The sequence below is a fragment of the Modestobacter sp. VKM Ac-2979 genome (assembly GCF_026967995.1).
Taxonomy (GTDB): domain Bacteria; phylum Actinomycetota; class Actinomycetes; order Mycobacteriales; family Geodermatophilaceae; genus Modestobacter.
This window is the reverse complement of record NZ_JAPVBO010000005.1, coordinates 79,169-94,285: the sequence shown is the minus strand read 5'-3', so window position 1 is coordinate 94,285 and position 15,117 is coordinate 79,169. Positions and strand designations below refer to the sequence as shown.

19 protein-coding genes are annotated in these 15,117 nt (G+C 75.0%); 12 read left to right on the top strand and 7 right to left on the bottom strand.

The features are described 5' to 3' along the window. Positions 1-93: 93 nt before the first annotated feature. Entirely contained in the window at positions 94-522 is a 429-nt protein-coding gene (locus O2W15_RS15280; protein WP_331253880.1) for a glyoxalase superfamily protein, read from the top strand. A gap of 136 nt (positions 523-658) precedes the next feature. After that, the gene (locus tag O2W15_RS15275) at positions 659-1,378 is read left to right on the top strand and encodes an SDR family NAD(P)-dependent oxidoreductase (protein WP_269180270.1); all 720 of its coding nucleotides are present in this window, start codon (positions 659-661) and stop codon (positions 1,376-1,378) included. Positions 1,379-1,410: 32 nt separating this feature from the next. On the opposite strand, the gene O2W15_RS15270 is transcribed toward O2W15_RS15275, so the two are convergent. Continuing rightward, positions 1,411-1,806 carry an SRPBCC family protein gene (locus O2W15_RS15270; protein WP_269180007.1) on the bottom strand — a complete coding sequence of 132 codons (396 nt, stop codon included), beginning with the start codon at positions 1,804-1,806 and terminating at the stop codon, positions 1,411-1,413. Between the two features lie 61 nt (positions 1,807-1,867). Between O2W15_RS15270 and O2W15_RS15265 the strand changes: the two genes are divergently transcribed. The 3 genes from O2W15_RS15265 (at position 1,868) to O2W15_RS15255 (ending at position 4,538) form a co-directional block, all read left to right on the top strand. Next, positions 1,868-2,518, top strand: coding sequence for a hypothetical protein (locus O2W15_RS15265; protein ID WP_269162331.1), 651 nt, complete (start codon positions 1,868-1,870; stop codon positions 2,516-2,518). A 100-nt stretch (positions 2,519-2,618) separates the two neighbouring features. Beyond that, positions 2,619-3,542 carry a DMT family transporter gene (locus O2W15_RS15260; protein WP_269162332.1) on the top strand — a complete coding sequence of 308 codons (924 nt, stop codon included), beginning with the start codon at positions 2,619-2,621 and terminating at the stop codon, positions 3,540-3,542. A 171-nt stretch (positions 3,543-3,713) separates the two neighbouring features. Then, positions 3,714-4,538, top strand: coding sequence for a sulfite exporter TauE/SafE family protein (locus O2W15_RS15255; RefSeq protein ID WP_269180006.1), 825 nt, complete (start codon positions 3,714-3,716; stop codon positions 4,536-4,538). Here O2W15_RS15255 and O2W15_RS15250 read toward each other — a convergent pair. After that, complete coding sequence (locus tag O2W15_RS15250; protein WP_269180005.1) at positions 4,531-4,920, bottom strand: ArsR/SmtB family transcription factor; 390 nt, start codon at positions 4,918-4,920, stop codon at positions 4,531-4,533. The genes O2W15_RS15255 and O2W15_RS15250 overlap by 8 nt on opposite strands. A 117-nt stretch (positions 4,921-5,037) precedes the next feature. Between O2W15_RS15250 and arsB the strand changes: the two genes are divergently transcribed. The 4 genes from arsB to O2W15_RS15230 are packed head-to-tail and all read left to right on the top strand — an operon-like array spanning position 5,038 to position 8,492. Continuing rightward, positions 5,038-6,165: an ACR3 family arsenite efflux transporter gene (arsB, locus tag O2W15_RS15245; RefSeq protein WP_269180004.1), complete on the top strand. Its 1,128-nt coding sequence runs from the start codon at positions 5,038-5,040 to the stop codon at positions 6,163-6,165. A 49-nt stretch (positions 6,166-6,214) separates the two neighbouring features. After that, entirely contained in the window at positions 6,215-7,630 is a 1,416-nt protein-coding gene (locus O2W15_RS15240; RefSeq protein WP_269180003.1) for an FAD-dependent oxidoreductase, read from the top strand. A 26-nt stretch (positions 7,631-7,656) separates the two neighbouring features. Next, the gene (locus O2W15_RS15235; protein ID WP_269180002.1) at positions 7,657-8,070 is read left to right on the top strand and encodes an arsenate reductase ArsC; all 414 of its coding nucleotides are present in this window, start codon (positions 7,657-7,659) and stop codon (positions 8,068-8,070) included. Beyond that, the gene (locus O2W15_RS15230; protein ID WP_269162337.1) at positions 8,067-8,492 is read left to right on the top strand and encodes an arsenate-mycothiol transferase ArsC; all 426 of its coding nucleotides are present in this window, start codon (positions 8,067-8,069) and stop codon (positions 8,490-8,492) included. The genes O2W15_RS15235 and O2W15_RS15230 overlap by 4 nt, the downstream gene beginning before the upstream one ends. Positions 8,493-8,524: 32 nt before the next feature. On the opposite strand, the gene O2W15_RS15225 is transcribed toward O2W15_RS15230, so the two are convergent. Further along, positions 8,525-8,980, bottom strand: coding sequence for a hypothetical protein (locus tag O2W15_RS15225; protein ID WP_269162338.1), 456 nt, complete (start codon positions 8,978-8,980; stop codon positions 8,525-8,527). Positions 8,981-9,141: 161 nt separating this feature from the next. On the opposite strand from O2W15_RS15225, the gene O2W15_RS15220 reads away from it, so the two are divergent. Beyond that, complete coding sequence (locus O2W15_RS15220; protein WP_269180001.1) at positions 9,142-10,395, top strand: APC family permease; 1,254 nt, start codon at positions 9,142-9,144, stop codon at positions 10,393-10,395. Here O2W15_RS15220 and O2W15_RS15215 read toward each other — a convergent pair. Together O2W15_RS15215 and O2W15_RS15210 are read right to left on the bottom strand one after the other, a co-directional pair. After that, a complete protein-coding gene (locus O2W15_RS15215) occupies positions 10,359-11,612 on the bottom strand; it encodes an MFS transporter (protein ID WP_269180000.1) in 1,254 nt (417 codons plus the stop codon). The two genes, O2W15_RS15220 and O2W15_RS15215, sit on opposite strands and share 37 nt — an antisense overlap. Next, positions 11,612-13,021 carry an FAD-dependent oxidoreductase gene (locus tag O2W15_RS15210; protein ID WP_269179999.1) on the bottom strand — a complete coding sequence of 470 codons (1,410 nt, stop codon included), beginning with the start codon at positions 13,019-13,021 and terminating at the stop codon, positions 11,612-11,614. The genes O2W15_RS15215 and O2W15_RS15210 overlap by 1 nt, the downstream gene beginning before the upstream one ends. 91 nt (positions 13,022-13,112) lie before the next feature. Here O2W15_RS15210 and O2W15_RS15205 point away from each other — a divergent pair, with 91 nt between their 5' ends. Continuing rightward, on the top strand, positions 13,113-13,472 hold the full coding sequence (locus O2W15_RS15205) for an ArsR/SmtB family transcription factor (protein ID WP_269162342.1): 360 nt from the start codon (positions 13,113-13,115) through the stop codon (positions 13,470-13,472). Positions 13,473-13,491: 19 nt separating this feature from the next. Here O2W15_RS15205 and O2W15_RS15200 read toward each other — a convergent pair whose 3' ends face one another. Next, on the bottom strand, positions 13,492-14,292 hold the full coding sequence (locus O2W15_RS15200) for a DUF998 domain-containing protein (RefSeq protein WP_269162343.1): 801 nt from the start codon (positions 14,290-14,292) through the stop codon (positions 13,492-13,494). A gap of 49 nt (positions 14,293-14,341) precedes the next feature. On the opposite strand from O2W15_RS15200, the gene O2W15_RS15195 reads away from it, so the two are divergent. Next, complete coding sequence (locus O2W15_RS15195; RefSeq protein ID WP_269156815.1) at positions 14,342-14,674, top strand: YnfA family protein; 333 nt, start codon at positions 14,342-14,344, stop codon at positions 14,672-14,674. Between the two features lie 9 nt (positions 14,675-14,683). Here O2W15_RS15195 and O2W15_RS15190 read toward each other — a convergent pair whose 3' ends face one another. Then, positions 14,684-15,109, bottom strand: a complete 426-nt coding sequence (locus tag O2W15_RS15190) for a hypothetical protein (protein WP_269179998.1) — start codon at positions 15,107-15,109, stop codon at positions 14,684-14,686. Positions 15,110-15,117: the final 8 nt, after the last annotated feature.

The window sequence follows — 15,117 nt, the reverse complement described above, 5'->3', positions numbered from 1 at the left end:
CACCGGCCCGGCTCCTCGCGAGGAGCCGGGCCGGTGGCACGTCCGGGACCGTGCCGCGACGGCGTGCCTGTACGGATCCTGCCGGGGCACGTGATGATGGCCGCCGACACCAGCCGGACGCGTGATCAGCACGGCCAGCCAGGAGGCCACGTGGACTTCCGACTCCAGCTCGTCACGGTCCCCGTCACGGACGTGGACCGGGCGAAGGCGTTCTACGTCGACCAGGTCGGCTTCCGGGTCGAGCAGGACATCGAGGTCGACGCGGCCCACCGGTTCGTGGAGCTCGTGCCACCGGGCTCGGCCTGCTCGATCGCCCTGACCGCCGGCTACGTCGACGCCGAACCCGGCTCGTTGCGCGGCGTGCAGCTCGACGTCGACGACGTCCACGCGGCACACGCCACCCTGCGCGCCGGCGGTGTCGCGGTCACCGACGTCGAGGAGCACCCCTGGGGGAGCTTCTGCTTCTTCTCCGACCCGGACGGCAACGGCTGGTCGGTGCACCAGCCGCCAGGCCTCGGCTGAGCAGCCGGCCCGGCGCGCCGCGGGGGCGTGCGGCCCGCCGTCCCGGGGCACTGCGACTCCGGGGCCGCACCGGTCGGCCCGGGAGAGAGGGATCGCATGAACGAGGACAGCCGGCCGCTGCAGGGGGAAGGTCGCCCTGGTCACCGGGGCGTCGTCGGGGATCGGCGAGGCGACCGCGATCGCGCTGGCCGAGGCCGGGGCGGCGGTCGCCATCGGCGCCCGGCGCAAGGACCGGCTCGACGCGCTGGCCACGAAGCTGCGCGACGACGGTGCCCGGGTGCTGCAGCTGGACCTCGACGTCACCGACGAGCAGGCCTGCGCCGCGGCGGTCGCCCGCACCCGCGAGGAGCTCGGCGGGCTCGACGTCCTGGTCAACAACGCCGGGGTGATGCTGCTGGGCACCATCGTCGGCGCCGACCCGGAGGACTGGCGCCGCATGATCGACACCAACGTGCTGGGCGTGCTGTACATGACCCACGCCGCGATCGAGGGCATGGTCGAGCAGGGGTCGGGCGACGTCGTGAACATGTCCAGCGTCGCCGGCCGGACCGCCCGCAAGGGCGCCGGGGTCTACAACGCCAGCAAGTGGGCGGTGAACGCCTTCAGCGAGTCGCTGCGCCAGGAGGTCACCGGCCGCGGCGTGCGGATCAGCCTGGTCGAGCCGGGTGCGGTGGCCACCGAGCTGACCGACCACATCACCCAGCCCGACGCCAAGCGGGCGTCGCAGGAGATGGCGGCGGGGATGACCCGGCTGCAGGCCGAGGACATCGCCCGGGCGGTGCTCTACGTGGTCAGCCAGCCGGCCCACGTGGCGGTCAACGAGGTGCTGGTGCGCCCCACCGACCAGGAGCGCTGAGACTCGCAGCGCAGGCCGACCAGCAGTGGGGGTCAGCCGGCCTCGAGCACCCGCTTCAGGGTCTCGAGGTCGGCGGCCACCGCCGCGGTGTCGGCGTCGAACTCCTCCGCCGTGGCGCCCGCCGCCCGGCGGAGGGTGAAGACCACCTCGCTCCCGGCGCCGTCGGCGAGCACCCGCACCGGGTTGGTGGTGGTCGTGCCGTCGGGCAGGACGACGTCGTGGTCGAGCACCCCGTACTCGTTGACCGGCACGAACCGCACGAGCACGCGGCCCATCGGGGAGTCCGCCACCCACTCGCCCCGTTCCCGCCGGATGCCGCTGGCCAGGCCGGCGGCCCACAGCGGCAGGTGGGCCGGGTCGCGGACCCAGGCGTAGACGCCGGCGGCGGGCCGGTCGATGGAGACGGTGAGGTGCCGGGACTCGCTCATGCCGGCATCGTGCCAGCCACGGGCTGGCGTCGGCGGGGTCCCCTGCGACACCCTGCCCACCGTGGACCCCACCTCGGCGCGCACCGGACCTGCGGAGACGGACGACGATCCCCGCTGGGCCCAGGCGCTGGCCAGGGCCGGACGGGCCCCGGGCACCAGGGCACGCCCACGGCTGCTCACCTGGTCGTGGGTGCTGGCCCTCACGGTGCTGGCGCTGGCCGGCGCGCTGCTCGTGGCGGTGCTGTCCACGGACGCACTGGTGCCCGACCCCGGACCGTCCGGTGGCTGGGAGGCGGCCGGCCTCGTCGTCCAGGGCGCCGGCCTGGCGGTGATGGTCGGCTACGGGTTCGTCGCGTGGCTGACCGGGCTGTTCCAGGCCGCGTGGTGGCAGCCGACCGCCGTGCTCAGCTGGGCACAGCGACGCAGCCTGCTCGCCCAGGTCCACGGGCGGTCGGCGGTCGACCCGGCGCGGCTGCCGCTGGCCAGGGCCCAGGCCCGACGGCTGGTGCTGCAGCGCGACCAGCTCCTGCTGCTCGTCGGCGTCCTCGTGCAGCAACTGGGACGCGCGATCGGCGAACCGACACAGTGGACCGTGGCCTTCACGGCGCTGGCGACGGTGGTGCTGCTCGCCGTGGCCGGCCTGCTGTGGCGGCAGGCCCGGCGGGCGGAGCGGTTCCTCGCCGACCACCCCGACCCCGGGTCCCGGGTCTGACCGCATCGATCCGGCCATCGTCCGGGACGGGACGGCCAATGCGGGTGCGACGACCGGAAACCGCCGGATCCCGTCGTCGGCGCCGCCTAGCGTCCGGTGCGTGTCCAGCCCCGCTCCGCGCGACCCGCTCACCCTCCTCGCCGTCAGCGTCACCGTCCTGGCCTGGGCGTCGGCGTTCATCGGCATCCGGGCGGTGGGCGAGGACCTCTCACCGGGGGCCCTGGCGCTCGGCCGGCTGGCCGTCGGCACCGCCGTCCTCGGTGCGCTGCTCGCCCGGCGCGGCTGGGTGGCGCCGACCGCGGGGGAGTGGCGGCTGCTCGCCGTCTGCGGGATCGGCTGGTTCGGCATCTACAACGTGGCGCTCAACGCCGCGGAGCAGCACCTGGACGCCGGCACCACGGCGATGCTGGTCAACATCGGCCCGGTGCTGATCGCGGTCTTCGCCGGCCTGCTGCTGGGCGAGGGCTTCCCGCGCTGGCTGGTCATCGGCCTGGGCGTGGCCTTCTGCGGGGTGCTGCTGATCGGCTTCGCCACCCGCAGCGCCGGTGCCGACCTGCTGGGCGTCGCGCTGTGCGTCGTCGCGGCGGTCACCTACGCCGCCGGCGTCGTGGCGCAGAAGCCGTTGCTGCGCCGGCTGCCCGCCCTGCAGGTGACCTTCACCGCCTGCGCCATGGGGGCGGTTTGCACCCTGCCCTGGGCCGGGGTGCTCGTCGACGAGCTGGGCACCGCGCCCGCGTCCTCGATCGCCGGCACCGTCTACCTCGGCGCGGTGCCGACCGCGCTGGCCTTCAGCACCTGGGCGTACGCGCTGCGCCGGATGGACGCCGGCCGGCTGGGCGCGACCACCTACCTGGTGCCGCCGATCGTCGTGCTGCTGGGCTGGGGGTTGCTGGACGAGGTGCCGCCGGCGCTGGCCGTCGTCGGGGGCGGGGTGTGCCTGCTGGGCGTGGCCCTCTCCCGCCGGCGCACCCGGGTGCGCCGGCCGGTGCCGGTGCCGCAGGAGGCCGGGACCTCGACGGTCTGAACGGCTCCGCGCGGCGGGTGAGCCGCGGTCGGCGGCGGGGAGTTGCCGAGCTCTCACGCGTCGTCGCAGGGACCAACGGTGGGCGGGACGCAGACTCTCGGTGAGCGGCCGCGCCGTCCCGTTCCGTCGACGGGGAGACGACCGGGCCGAGGAGAGGAGTCGGTGGCCGGGATGACGCACGTGTTCCCGGGCGAACTGCTCCCCGAGGGGCTGACCCCCGAGGTGCTCGCGCTCGTGCTGGTCGCCGCACTGGCAGCCGGGTGGATCGACGCCGTCGTCGGTGGCGGCGGCCTCCTGCAGCTGCCCGCGTTGTTGCTGGTCCCGGGGATGAGCCCGGTCCAGGCCCTCGCGACCAACAAACTGGCCTCCGTCTTCGGCACCACGACGAGCGCCGTCACCTACTACCGCCGCGTGCACCCCGACCTGCGGACCGCCCTCCCGATGGCGGGGGTCGCTCTGGTGTGCAGCTTCGCGGGGGCCTCGGTGGCCGCCGCGCTGCCGGCCAGCGTGTTCAAACCGGTCATCGTGGTCGCGCTCATCGCGATCGCGGCGTTCACCGTGCTGCGTCCCTCCCTCGGGGAGGTGACCGCGTTGCGCCACAGCGGGCGTCGCCACCACGGCGTCGCCGCGGCGACGGGCGCCGGGATCGGCTTCTACGACGGCATCCTCGGTCCGGGCACCGGGTCGTTCCTCGTGTTCGCCATGGTCTCGCTGCTGGGGTACGACTTCCTCCATGCCAGCGCCAAGGCCAAGATCGTCAACGTCGCCACCAACCTGGGGGCCCTGCTCTTCTTCGCCCCGTACGGCGCCGTCTTCTGGGGTCTGGGCCTCCTCCTCGGTGCGGCCAACACCTTCGGGGCGTACCTGGGTGCGCGGACGGCGACCGCCCGGGGCAGCCGCTTCATCCGGGTCGTCTTCCTGGTCGTCGTCACCGCGCTGATCGGCCGGGTCGGCTGGGACGTCTGGACGGAGAACCTGCGGCCTCTCCTCAGGTGAGACCGCTGCGTCCACGGACGCCGGGCAGCGCGGTCACCACCGCGTCGAGCGCCCCGGGCACCAGGGAGAAGTAGGCCCAGACCCCGCGCTTGTCGCGCGTGAGGAAGCCGGCGTCCACCAGCACCTTGAGGTGGTGGGACACGGTCGGCTGGGACAGGCCCAGCGGTTCGGTGAGGTCGCAGACGCAGACCTCGCGGCCCTCGTTGCCGGCCACCAGGGCGAGCACCCGGAGCCGCGCCGGGTCCGCCAGCGCCTTGAGGGTGCGGGCCAGGTCGGCGGCCTGCTCGGCGCTCATCGCGCCGGCGAGCTCGGCCGGGGAGCACCCGGGCGCACCCACGTCGACCAGCTCGAGGTCCAGCCCCGCCGTTCGGCTGCTGTTCACCCGGCCAGTATCGGCCGGGCATTGACGGCTGTCGATACCCCCGGCATCCTCTGGAACAGATAGACCGACGTCGATGCACAGCCTCCCTCACCGGGGGGCAGAGGAGCAGCCCACCCCATGAGCGATCTCGCCGCAGAGACCCCCCGCTCCGGCACCGACCTCGAGACCCCGGTGCTGGCACGGTTGTCCACCCTGGACCGCTTCCTGCCGGTGTGGATCGTCGCCGCGATGGTCCTCGGCCTGCTGCTCGGCCGGTTCGTCCCCGGGCTGGACGACGCGCTGGACGCCGTCCGGGTCGGCGAGGTGAGCCTGCCGATCGCCATCGGGTTGCTGCTGATGATGTACCCGGTGCTGGCCAAGGTCCGGTACTCCGAGCTGGACAGGGTCACCGGCGACCGCAAGCTGCTCGTCGCCTCGCTGGTGCTCAACTGGCTGGTCGGCCCCGCGCTGATGTTCGCGCTGGCCTGGCTGCTGCTCCCCGACCTGCCGGAGTACCGCACCGGGCTGATCATCGTCGGCCTGGCCCGGTGCATCGCCATGGTGCTGATCTGGAACGACCTGTCCTGCGGTGACCGCGAGGCCGGCGCCGTGCTCGTGGCGATCAACTCGGTCTTCCAGATCCTCGCCTTCGCCGTCCTCGGCTGGTTCTACCTGCAGGTGCTGCCCGGCTGGCTGGGCCTGTCGACCACGTCGGCGGACTTCAGCTTCTGGGCGATCGTCGTCTCGGTGCTGGTCTTCCTCGGCATCCCGCTGGTCGCCGGCTTCCTCACCCGCACGATCGGCGAGCGCGCCAAGGGCCGGGACTGGTACGAGGGGAGCTTCCTGCCGAAGATCGGCCCGGTCGCCCTCTACGGCCTGCTGTTCACCATCGTCATGCTCTTCGCCCTCCAGGGCGATGCGATCACCTCGAACCCGTGGGACGTCGTCCGCATCGCGCTACCGCTGCTGGCGTACTTCTTCCTCATGTTCGGCGGGTCGTTCCTGCTCGGCATGCGGCTGCGGCTGGGCTACGCCAAGACCGCCACGCTGGCCTTCACCGCCGCCGGCAACAACTTCGAGCTCGCGATCGCGGTGGCGATCGGCACCTTCGGCGTCACCTCCGGGCAGGCGCTGGCCGGGGTCGTCGGCCCGCTGATCGAGGTGCCGGTGCTGGTCGCGCTGGTCTACGTCTCGCTCTGGGCCGCCCGCCGCTGGTTCCCGGGCGACCCCACCGTCCCCGCCACCGCACCCGAGGGAGTCCGCTGATGACCAGCGCGGAACCCACCATGGTCGGACTGCTGGCCGAGCTCGGCGCGTGAGCCGCCGCCTGGTGGTCATCGGCGGCAGCGACGCAGGCATCTCCGCCGGCCTGCGTGCCCGGGAGGTCGACCCGACCGCCGAGGTCACCGTCGTGGTGGCCGACGCCTACCCCAACTTCTCCATCTGCGGGATCCCTTACCACGTGTCCGGCGACGTGCCGGCCTGGCAGTCGCTGGCGCACCGCACGTACGCCGAGCTGGAGGACGCCGGGCTGACCCTCCGGGTCGAGACCCGGGCGACCGGGATCGACGTGGTGGGGCAGCGCGTCGCGGTGACCACCGCGGACGGGGCGACGGACACGCTGGCCTACGACGGGTTGGTCGTGGGGACCGGCGCCCACCCGGCGGTCCCGGCCATGACCGGGGTCGGGGGTCCGGACGGCCTGTCAGCGGCCGATGGCGTGCACCTGCTGCACACCATCGACGACACGCACGCCCTGATGGCGGGCCTCGAGGCGCGCACGGTGCGCAACGCGCTGATCGTGGGCGCCGGCTACATCGGCGTGGAGATGTCCGAGGCGCTGGTCGCCCGCGGCATCGCCACCACCGTCGCCCAGCGCCCGAGCGAGGTGCTGGCCACCGTGGACGCCGAGCTGGGCGCCCTCGTCCGCGCGGAGATGGAGGGCCACGGGGTCGAGGTGCTCACCGGCACCAGCGTCACCGGGCTGGCCCGCACCGACGACGCTCGGATCGCGGTCTCCACCGCGGGCGGCCGCCTGGAGCGTGCGTTCGACCTGGTGGTCCTGGTCGCCGGGGTCCGCCCCGACGTGCAGCTGCTGGTCGACGCGGGCGCCAGCACCGGTGCCGGCGGCGCAGTGGTGGTGGACGAGACGATGGCCACCGGGCTGCCGCACGTGTGGGCGGCCGGGGACTGCGTGGTCACCCACCACCGGCTGCTGGACGTGACCTACCTGCCGCTGGGCACCACGGCGCACAAGCAGGGCCGGGTCGCCGGTGCCAACGCCGTCGGCGGGCACGCCCGCTTCGCCGGCAGCGTCGGTACCCAGGTGGTCAAGGTCTTCGACCTGGTCGTCGCCCGTACCGGCCTGCTCGAGCACGAGGCGCGGGCCGCCGGCTTCCGCCCGGTCACCACCCAGGCCACCCCCGATGACCACAAGGCCTACTACCCGGGGGCCCGGCCCATCACGATCCGGGTCACCGCCGACGCCGACACGGGCCGGCTGCTCGGTGCCCAGCTCGTCGGCCGACTGGGCAGCGAGGTGGCCAGGCGCGCCGACGTCGTGGCCACCGCCCTGTTCCACGGCATGGCGGTCGAGGACCTGGCGGACCTGGACCTGGCGTACACCCCGCCCCTGGGCTCACCCTGGGACGCGGTCCAGCTGGCCGGCCAGGCGTGGACCAGGGAACACCGACCCCCCGCCCGCGCTGCACGATCCGCGGCCCTGGCGTGACCCGCCCCACGAACGAGGAGACCCCCGTGAACGACCGCCCCAGCGTCCTGTTCGTCTGCGTGCACAACGCCGGCCGCTCCCAGATGGCCGCCGGCTGGCTGCGGCACCTGGCCGGCGACGCCGTCGAGGTGCGTTCGGCCGGTTCGGTGCCCGGCGACCAGGTGAACCCGTCCGCGGTCGCGGCCATGGCCGAGGTCGGCATCGACATCTCCGACCAGCGGCCCAAGGTGCTCACCACCGACGCCGTCGAGGCCTCCGACGTCGTCATCACCATGGGCTGCGGGGACGCCTGCCCGGTCTTCCCGGGCAAGCGGTACCTCGACTGGGCGCTGGAGGACCCGGCCGGCAAGGGCGTGGACTCCGTGCGCCCGATCCGGGACGAGATCGAGTCGCGCATCCGCGGGCTGCTCACCGAGCTCCAGGTGCCCGTCACCCCGTGACCGGCCGGCCGAGCGTGCTGTTCGTCTGCGCGCGGAACTCCGGGAAGTCGCAGCTGGCCGCGGCGCTGATGGCGGACCTCGCCGGGGACGCCGTCGAGGTGGCCTCCGCCGGGACGGCGCCCGGCGACGCGCTGAACGAGCAGTCGGTCCGGTCGCTGGCCGAGCTGGGCATCGACATCAGCGGCGAGCGCCCGAAGCCGGTCTCTGAGCGGCTGGTGCGGGACGCCGACGTCGTGGTGACCCTCGGCCGGGAGGCCCGGGTCGAGCCGGTGCCCGGCACCCGTCTCCTCACCTGGGACGTCGACGAGCCCTCCGCGCGCGGCGTCGAGGGCATGGACCGGATGCGGCTGGTCCGGGACGACATCGCCCGGCAGGTGCGGTCGCTGGCCGCCGAGCTCGGCGTCGACCCGCGCCCGCGGTGAGCCCGGGGCGCGACCGCGGGTGCGGCCTCCGGTCAGGTGCGGGCGTCGGCGTCCTGGTCGGCCGTGAGCTGGGTGACCGGGACGTCCGTGGCCTTGCGCAGCCGGGCCGGGAGGTCGCGGCGCAACCACTTCGACAGCCCGTGCGGCAGGGTGGAGACGACGATCTCGTCGGCCGCGACGTGCTGGAGGGCCCCGCGGACCGCCTCCAGCACGTCCGGGTCACCGACCTCGCCGTCGACCGTGGCACCCAGCGTCCGGAGGTGTTCGAGCGCCTGCTCCAGGCGCTGGGCGGCCACGGCATAGGCGCGGTCGGCCGGCGAGGGGCCCAGGCTCGCGTAGGCGCCGGGGCCGTCCAGCTGGTCGTCCAGCGGCGTGGCCGGGGCCACGATGTGGAACTCGTGCGGTTCGGCGGCGATGCGTTGTTCCACGGCGGCACTGAGCGTGTCGGTGGTGAGGGTCTGGTTGGCGACGATCAGGCAGTGGCGCATGCTCGTGCTCCGGTTCGGTCGGTGACCCGCAGACGCCGTCATCGTGGCGCGGATCACGGTGGTGCGCCAGGGGTGCCGGGGGACGATGTCGGCGTCCGGACCCGACTCGACCTGGGCGCGGGGGCCGGAGCCGAGCTGCAGACCGGGAACGAGGAGTCGGTGTGACCGTCGGACCAGGCCTGTCCCGCCGACTCGGCACCGGCGACGCCGTCGTCATCGGCCTGGGGTCGATGATCGGCGCCGGCGTGTTTGCCGCGTTCGCCCCGGCCGCCCAGGCCGCCGGCGCCGGGCTGCTCATCGGGTTGGCGATCGCGGCCGTGGTCGCGTGGTGCAACGCGACCGCCTCGGCCCAGCTGGCCGCGCAGTACCCCGCCTCCGGTGGCACCTACGTCTACGGGCGCGAGCGGCTCGGGCACTGGTGGGGCTTCCTCGCCGGCTGGGGCTTCGTGATCGGCAAGACGGCCAGCTGTGCGGCGATGGCGCTCACCTTCGCCGCGTACGCCGCGCCGGCCGGCTGGCAGCGCCCGGTGGCCGTGGCCGCCGTGCTGGCGCTCACCGCGACGAACTACCGCGGCGTGACCCGCACCGCCGGGCTCACCCGGGTCATCGTCACCGTCGTGCTGACCGCGCTGGCCGTCGCGGTCGCCGCGATGCTCCTCGGCGGTCCGGCGGGCGGGACGGCGCCGGGGGACTGGGCGGTCGAGGGCGGCGTCCTCGGGGTGCTGCAGTCGGCCGGCCTGCTGTTCTTCGCCTTCGCCGGCTACGCGCGCATCGCGACCATGGGCGAGGAGGTCCGGGACCCGGCGCGGACCATCCCGCGCGCGGTGCTGCTGGCACTGGGCCTCACCGTCGTGGTGTACCTGGTGGTCGCGGTGTCCCTGTTGACGACGCTGGGCGCCGACGGCGTCGCCGCCACCGCCGAGCCGCTGGCCGCCGCCGTGGCCGCCGGCAGCTGGGACTGGGCCGGCCCGGTCGTGCGGATCGGCGCGGCCACCGCCGCGCTCGGCGCGCTGCTCGCGCTGATCGCCGGCGTCGGCCGGACCAGCCTGGCGATGGGCCGGCAGGGCGACCTGCCGCGGTACCTGGCCGCGGTGCACCCCCGGTTCGCCGTCCCGCACCGCGCCGAGGTCACCGTCGGGCTCGTCGTCTGCCTGCTGGTGCTGACCGTCGACCTGCGCGGCGCGATCGGCTTCTCCTCCTTCGGGGTGCTGCTCTACTACGCCGTCGCCAACGCCGCGGCGTTCACCCAGGACGGCGCCCACCGCCGGTTCCCCCGGGCGCTGCAGGTGCTCGGCCTGGTGGGCTGCCTGGTCCTGGTGGCGACCCTGCCGTGGCAGGCCGTCGTCGGCGGCACCGCGGTCTTCGCCGTGGGGATCGCCTACCGGGCCACCCGGCTGCGGCTGGCGAGCCGGTGACCCCGTGACGGGCCGCCGGCCGACTCCAGCCGGGCGCTGAACGCCGCGGCGCCGGCCGCGACGGCCACCAGCACCGCCAGCCCGGCGAAGGTCGCCGGGTAGCTGCCCACGGACTCCGCCAGTGCGGTGCCCGCCCACGGGGCGAGCGCAGCGGCTGCGGTGATCGGGGCGGCGAACCAGCCGGACAGGGCGCCGTACCGGGCGCTGCCCCACCGGTCGGCGACGACGGTCGCCTGCAGCAGCGTGGCGGCGCCGCGCGCCGCCCCCGCGAACACGGCCAGCCCGACGAGCAGCGGGACCGGCCCCGGGACCGCGGCCAGCAGGCCGATCGCCAGTGCGGAGGCGGCCAGGATGACGACCGTCCGCGTGCCGGGGGTGGTCCGGGCGGTGAGCGGGGCGTAGCCGATTCGGCCGAGCAGCTGGCCGGCGCCCAGCAGACCGAGCGTGGTGGCCGCCAGGGACGCCGACATCCCCCGCCCGGTGAGCAGCGGGATCAGCGTCAGGCTGGCCGCGTACATGCCGAAGGCGGTGAGCGTGAGCGCCCCGGACAGCAGCAGGAAGCCGGAGCTGGACACGATCGAGCGCACCGACGCCGGCGCGGCGTCCGAGGAGCCGCGCTCGGGCGCCGGGGTCCACGGGGGTGTGAGCGCCAGGGCGTGCAGCGGGACCGTCACCACGGCCAGCACCCCGGCCAGGACGACGTAGGTGGCCCGCCAACTGAGGTGCGCCAGCAGCAGACTGGTCAGTGGCGCGAAGACCGTGCTCGCGAGCCCCGCCACCAGCGTCAGCGTGGTCAGCGCCCGCACCCGGCCCGGCCCGTACCAGCGGGTGAGCGCGGCGAAGCCGGCCTGGTAGAAGACCGCGGCCATGGCGACCCCGGCCACCAGCCAGGCCACGACGAACCACGCCAGGCTGGGTGCCAGCCCGATCCCCGCTGTCGCGGGCACGGCGAGCAGCGAGCCGGTGGTCATCACCCGCCGGGGGCCGGCCCGGTCGAGCCACCGCCCGACCGGGATCCCGGCCAGCGCAGAGACCACCAGCCCCGCGGAGAACGCCGCGGTGGTCGCCGACGCCGACCAGCCGGTGTCGGCGGTGATCGAGGCCAGCGCGACCGGGAAGGCGTAGTAGAGGACCCCCCAGCTGACCACCTCGGTGGCACACAGCGCCGGCAGCACGTGCCGGGGCGGACGCCGCTGGAGGTCCGCGGAGCCGCTCATCAGTCCAGGGCGGAGGTTCCGGTGGTCACCGGCTGCGGCGCCGGGCCGCAGCAGCTCGCCGGCTGTGCCTCCTCCGCCGACCGGCCGTGCGCGCTGCCGGTGGGGAAGCCGACGCCCGCGGTCTCGGCGGTCTCCCGGGCGCCCAGGTCGGTGCTGCACACCCCGGTCGAGGGCAGCCGCAGCTGCACTCGATCGGCTGCCTCGAGGTCCCCGGCGAGCGCGGCGGCGATCGAGCGCACCTGCTCGTAGCCGGTGGCCAGCAGGAACGTGGGGGCCCGGCCGTAGGACTTCATGCCGACCAGGTAGAAGCCCTCGTCGGGGTGGGCGAGCTCGCGGTGCCCGTGCGGGGGCACGGTGCCGCAGGAGTGGAAGTCGGGGTCGATCAGCGGGGCCAGCCGGGCCGGCGCCTCCACGCCCGGGTCCAGGTCCAGCCGCACCTCGCGCAGCACGTCCAGGTCCGGGCGGAAGCCGGTGGCGGCGGCCACCGCGTCGACCTGCAGGTCGACCGGGGCGCCGTCCCGGCCGGTCCCGGTCACCCGGAGCCGGCCGTCGCCGGTCGGTGCCAGCTCGGTCAGCGTGACCTCGCGGTGCAGCTCGACGTGCCCGGCCCGGACGGCGGACTTCAGGGTCGAGCCGAGCAGCCCGCGGGCGGGCAGCCCGTCGGAGTCGCCGCCGCCGTAGAGCCGGGCGGGGGAGCGGCCCCGGATGGCCCAGCTGATCCGCGTGCCGGGCGCGCTGCCCTGCAGCTCGACCAGCGCCAGCAGGGTGTTCGCCGCCGAGTGCCCCATGCCGACCACCAGGGTGTGCTTCCCGGCGAACCGGGCCCGGTCCCGGCCGAGCACGTCGGGCAGCGGACCGACCAGCCAGTCACCGGCCTGCTCCTCACCGATCGCGGGGAGACCGGCAGCGCCCAGGGGGTTGCGCTGGCCCCAGGTGCCGGAGGCGTCGACGACCGCGCGCGCGGTCAGGTCCTGCACCCGGCCGTCGACGACGGTGCGCACCACGAACGCCCGGCCCTCCCGGCCGACGGAGCGGGTCTTGTCCACGCCGGCCCGGCTCACCGCGACCACCCGGGTGCCGGTGCGGATCCGGCCGGCCAGCTGCGGCGTCGCGGCGAGCGGCGCCAGGTACCGCTCGGCGAGCTCGGCGCCGGTGGGCAGCGCGTCACGGTCGGGGGACTCCCAGCCGGTCTGCTCGAGCAGCCGGACGGCGGCGTCGTCGACGTCGTACTCCCAGGGGGAGAACAGCCGCACGTGCCCCCAGGCCCGCACCGCGGACGCGGGCTGGTCGCCGGCCTCCAGCACCAGGGGCTCCAGGCCGCGCTCCAGCAGGTGGGCCGCGGCGGCCAGCCCGACCGGGCCGGCACCGATCACCACGACCGGCAGGTCGTCCGTCGTGTACGCGCTCATGCGATCCGCACTCCTCGCTCGTCGACCAACGCGGGGTGACATTAACAGCGAACACTGTTGACAACAACCACCGTGTGGCAAACTCTCCGGCATGCGCCAGGACCTGGACGTGCGACTGCTCGACGTCGACGAGCTGACCTCTCCCGCCGATCGTGCCCGCCTGCTCGCCCCGCAGCTGAAGGCGCTCGGCGACCCCAACCGGCTGCACCTGCTCCTGCTGCTGGCCGAGGGGCCGCGCACCGTCCGCGAGCTGACCGACGCCGCGGGCATGAGCCAGACCCTGGTCAGCCACCACCTGGCGCCGCTGCGCGACCAGGGGCTGGTCACGAGCACGCCGAAGGGGCGCAGCAACGTCTACGCGCTCTGCTGCGAGGCCCTCGCCGGGCCGGTCAAGGCGCTGGCCACGCTCGCGGCGCTGACCCCCGAGGGTGCCGACGCCTGCTGCTCCTGATCGGCGGTGCGCCCCGGCCTCAGCGCCGCCGGGGGGCCCAGGGGTCGTCGGGGTCGAAGTCGTCGGCCTCGTCCACGGCGTCCGTGCTCGGGCGCGCCGGGCCTGGGGCCGGGTGGCGGGTCGCTGCCTCCAGGGCGGCGTCCCGCTCGGCGGCCCGCTGTGCGCGCTCCAGTCGCGCGTCCTCCCGCAGCTGCCGGCGGCTCGGCGTCCCGTCGGGGTTGGTGAGCGCCAGCCAGTCGTCCTTCTGCCGCCAGAGCAGGGCACCGGCCAGGGGGAGGCCCAGCGGCACGACGTACCCGGCCACCCGCTCCATGCCGCCCTCGCCGAGCCCGATGAACACCGCAGAGGCGAAGAAGATCGTGCCGATCACCCCGACGAGGCCCAGCACGGCCAGCGTGGTGCCCACCGCCTCCGAGCGGGGCCGCACGCCGTAGGCCAGGGCGATCAGCCCGATCGCTCCGGCGACGAAGTGCACCCCCGCCGCAACCGTGTGGACCGTGGTGTCGCCGTCGGAGGGGAAGAGCCCGACCAGCAGCACCCCGAGCCCGGACAGGGCCAGCAGTGGGCCGGCCAGGCGGCCGCCGGTGCCGGACAGCCCGGGTCGCACCAGCACCGCCCCGGCGATGATCAGCACCCCCTGCAGGACGAAGGAGGCGTTCATCAGCAACCGGGCCGGGGAGGTGGCCGTCCCGAGGTCGCTGATCACGTCCGCCGAGTACGAGTAGCCGTCGTACTGCAGCGCGGCGATCGCCTCGACGACGAAGAACTGCAGGGTCAGCACCCACGCGAGCCCGCCCCAGCGGTACCGGCTGTCCGTCACGGTGAGCCATGGTCCCAGCCCCGGCTGTGCGACCAGGAGACTGGCCGGTGTGACGATCCGCTCCATCGCCCTGTTCGTGCTCGCCGCTCTGCTGGAGATCGGCGGGGCCTGGCTGGTCTGGCAGGGCCTGCGGGAGCACCGCGGCTGGCTCTGGGTGGGCATCGGGATGGTGTCGCTGGCGCTCTACGGCATGGTCGCCACACTGCAGCCGGAGGCCGCCTTCGGCCGGGTGCTCGCCGCCTACGGCGGGGTCTTCGTCGCCGGGTCGCTGCTGTGGGGGATGGCCGCCGACGGCTTCCGGCCGGACCGCTGGGACGTCGCCGGTGCGCTGGTCTGCCTGCTCGGCGTCGCGCTGATCATGTACGCGCCCCGGGGCGCCTGAGCGGCTCGGTCAGGCGGTGGCCCCGGCGTGGGTGAGCACGGCCGCGTACTGGTCGGGCGACAGCCACGACGGGTTGCTCCCCGCGGGCATCCGCAGCACCTCGGCCGCACGGGTCGCCGGATCGGCCAGCAGCTCGGCCCGGTCGACCGGGTGGGCCAGCCGGGTCCACCGGACGGCGACCGCCGGCCCGCCCGGAGCAGCGTCGTCCACCGGCCCGGCCAGCTCGCCCAGGGCGTGCACCCCGGGCCGGTCGCGGCCGCTGACCCACAACAGACACGGCTGGCCCGGCGCCATCAGGCTCAGCCGGTAGGAGGGTCGCACGCACCGGTCCAGCACCACAGCGTCACCCGGCCGCCACCGGGGGGCCAGCGCCTCGGGCGGCCGGTTGCTCTTGAGCACCCAGCAGGCGACGTCGACGGTGGTCAGCTGCGGCACGGCCCGAG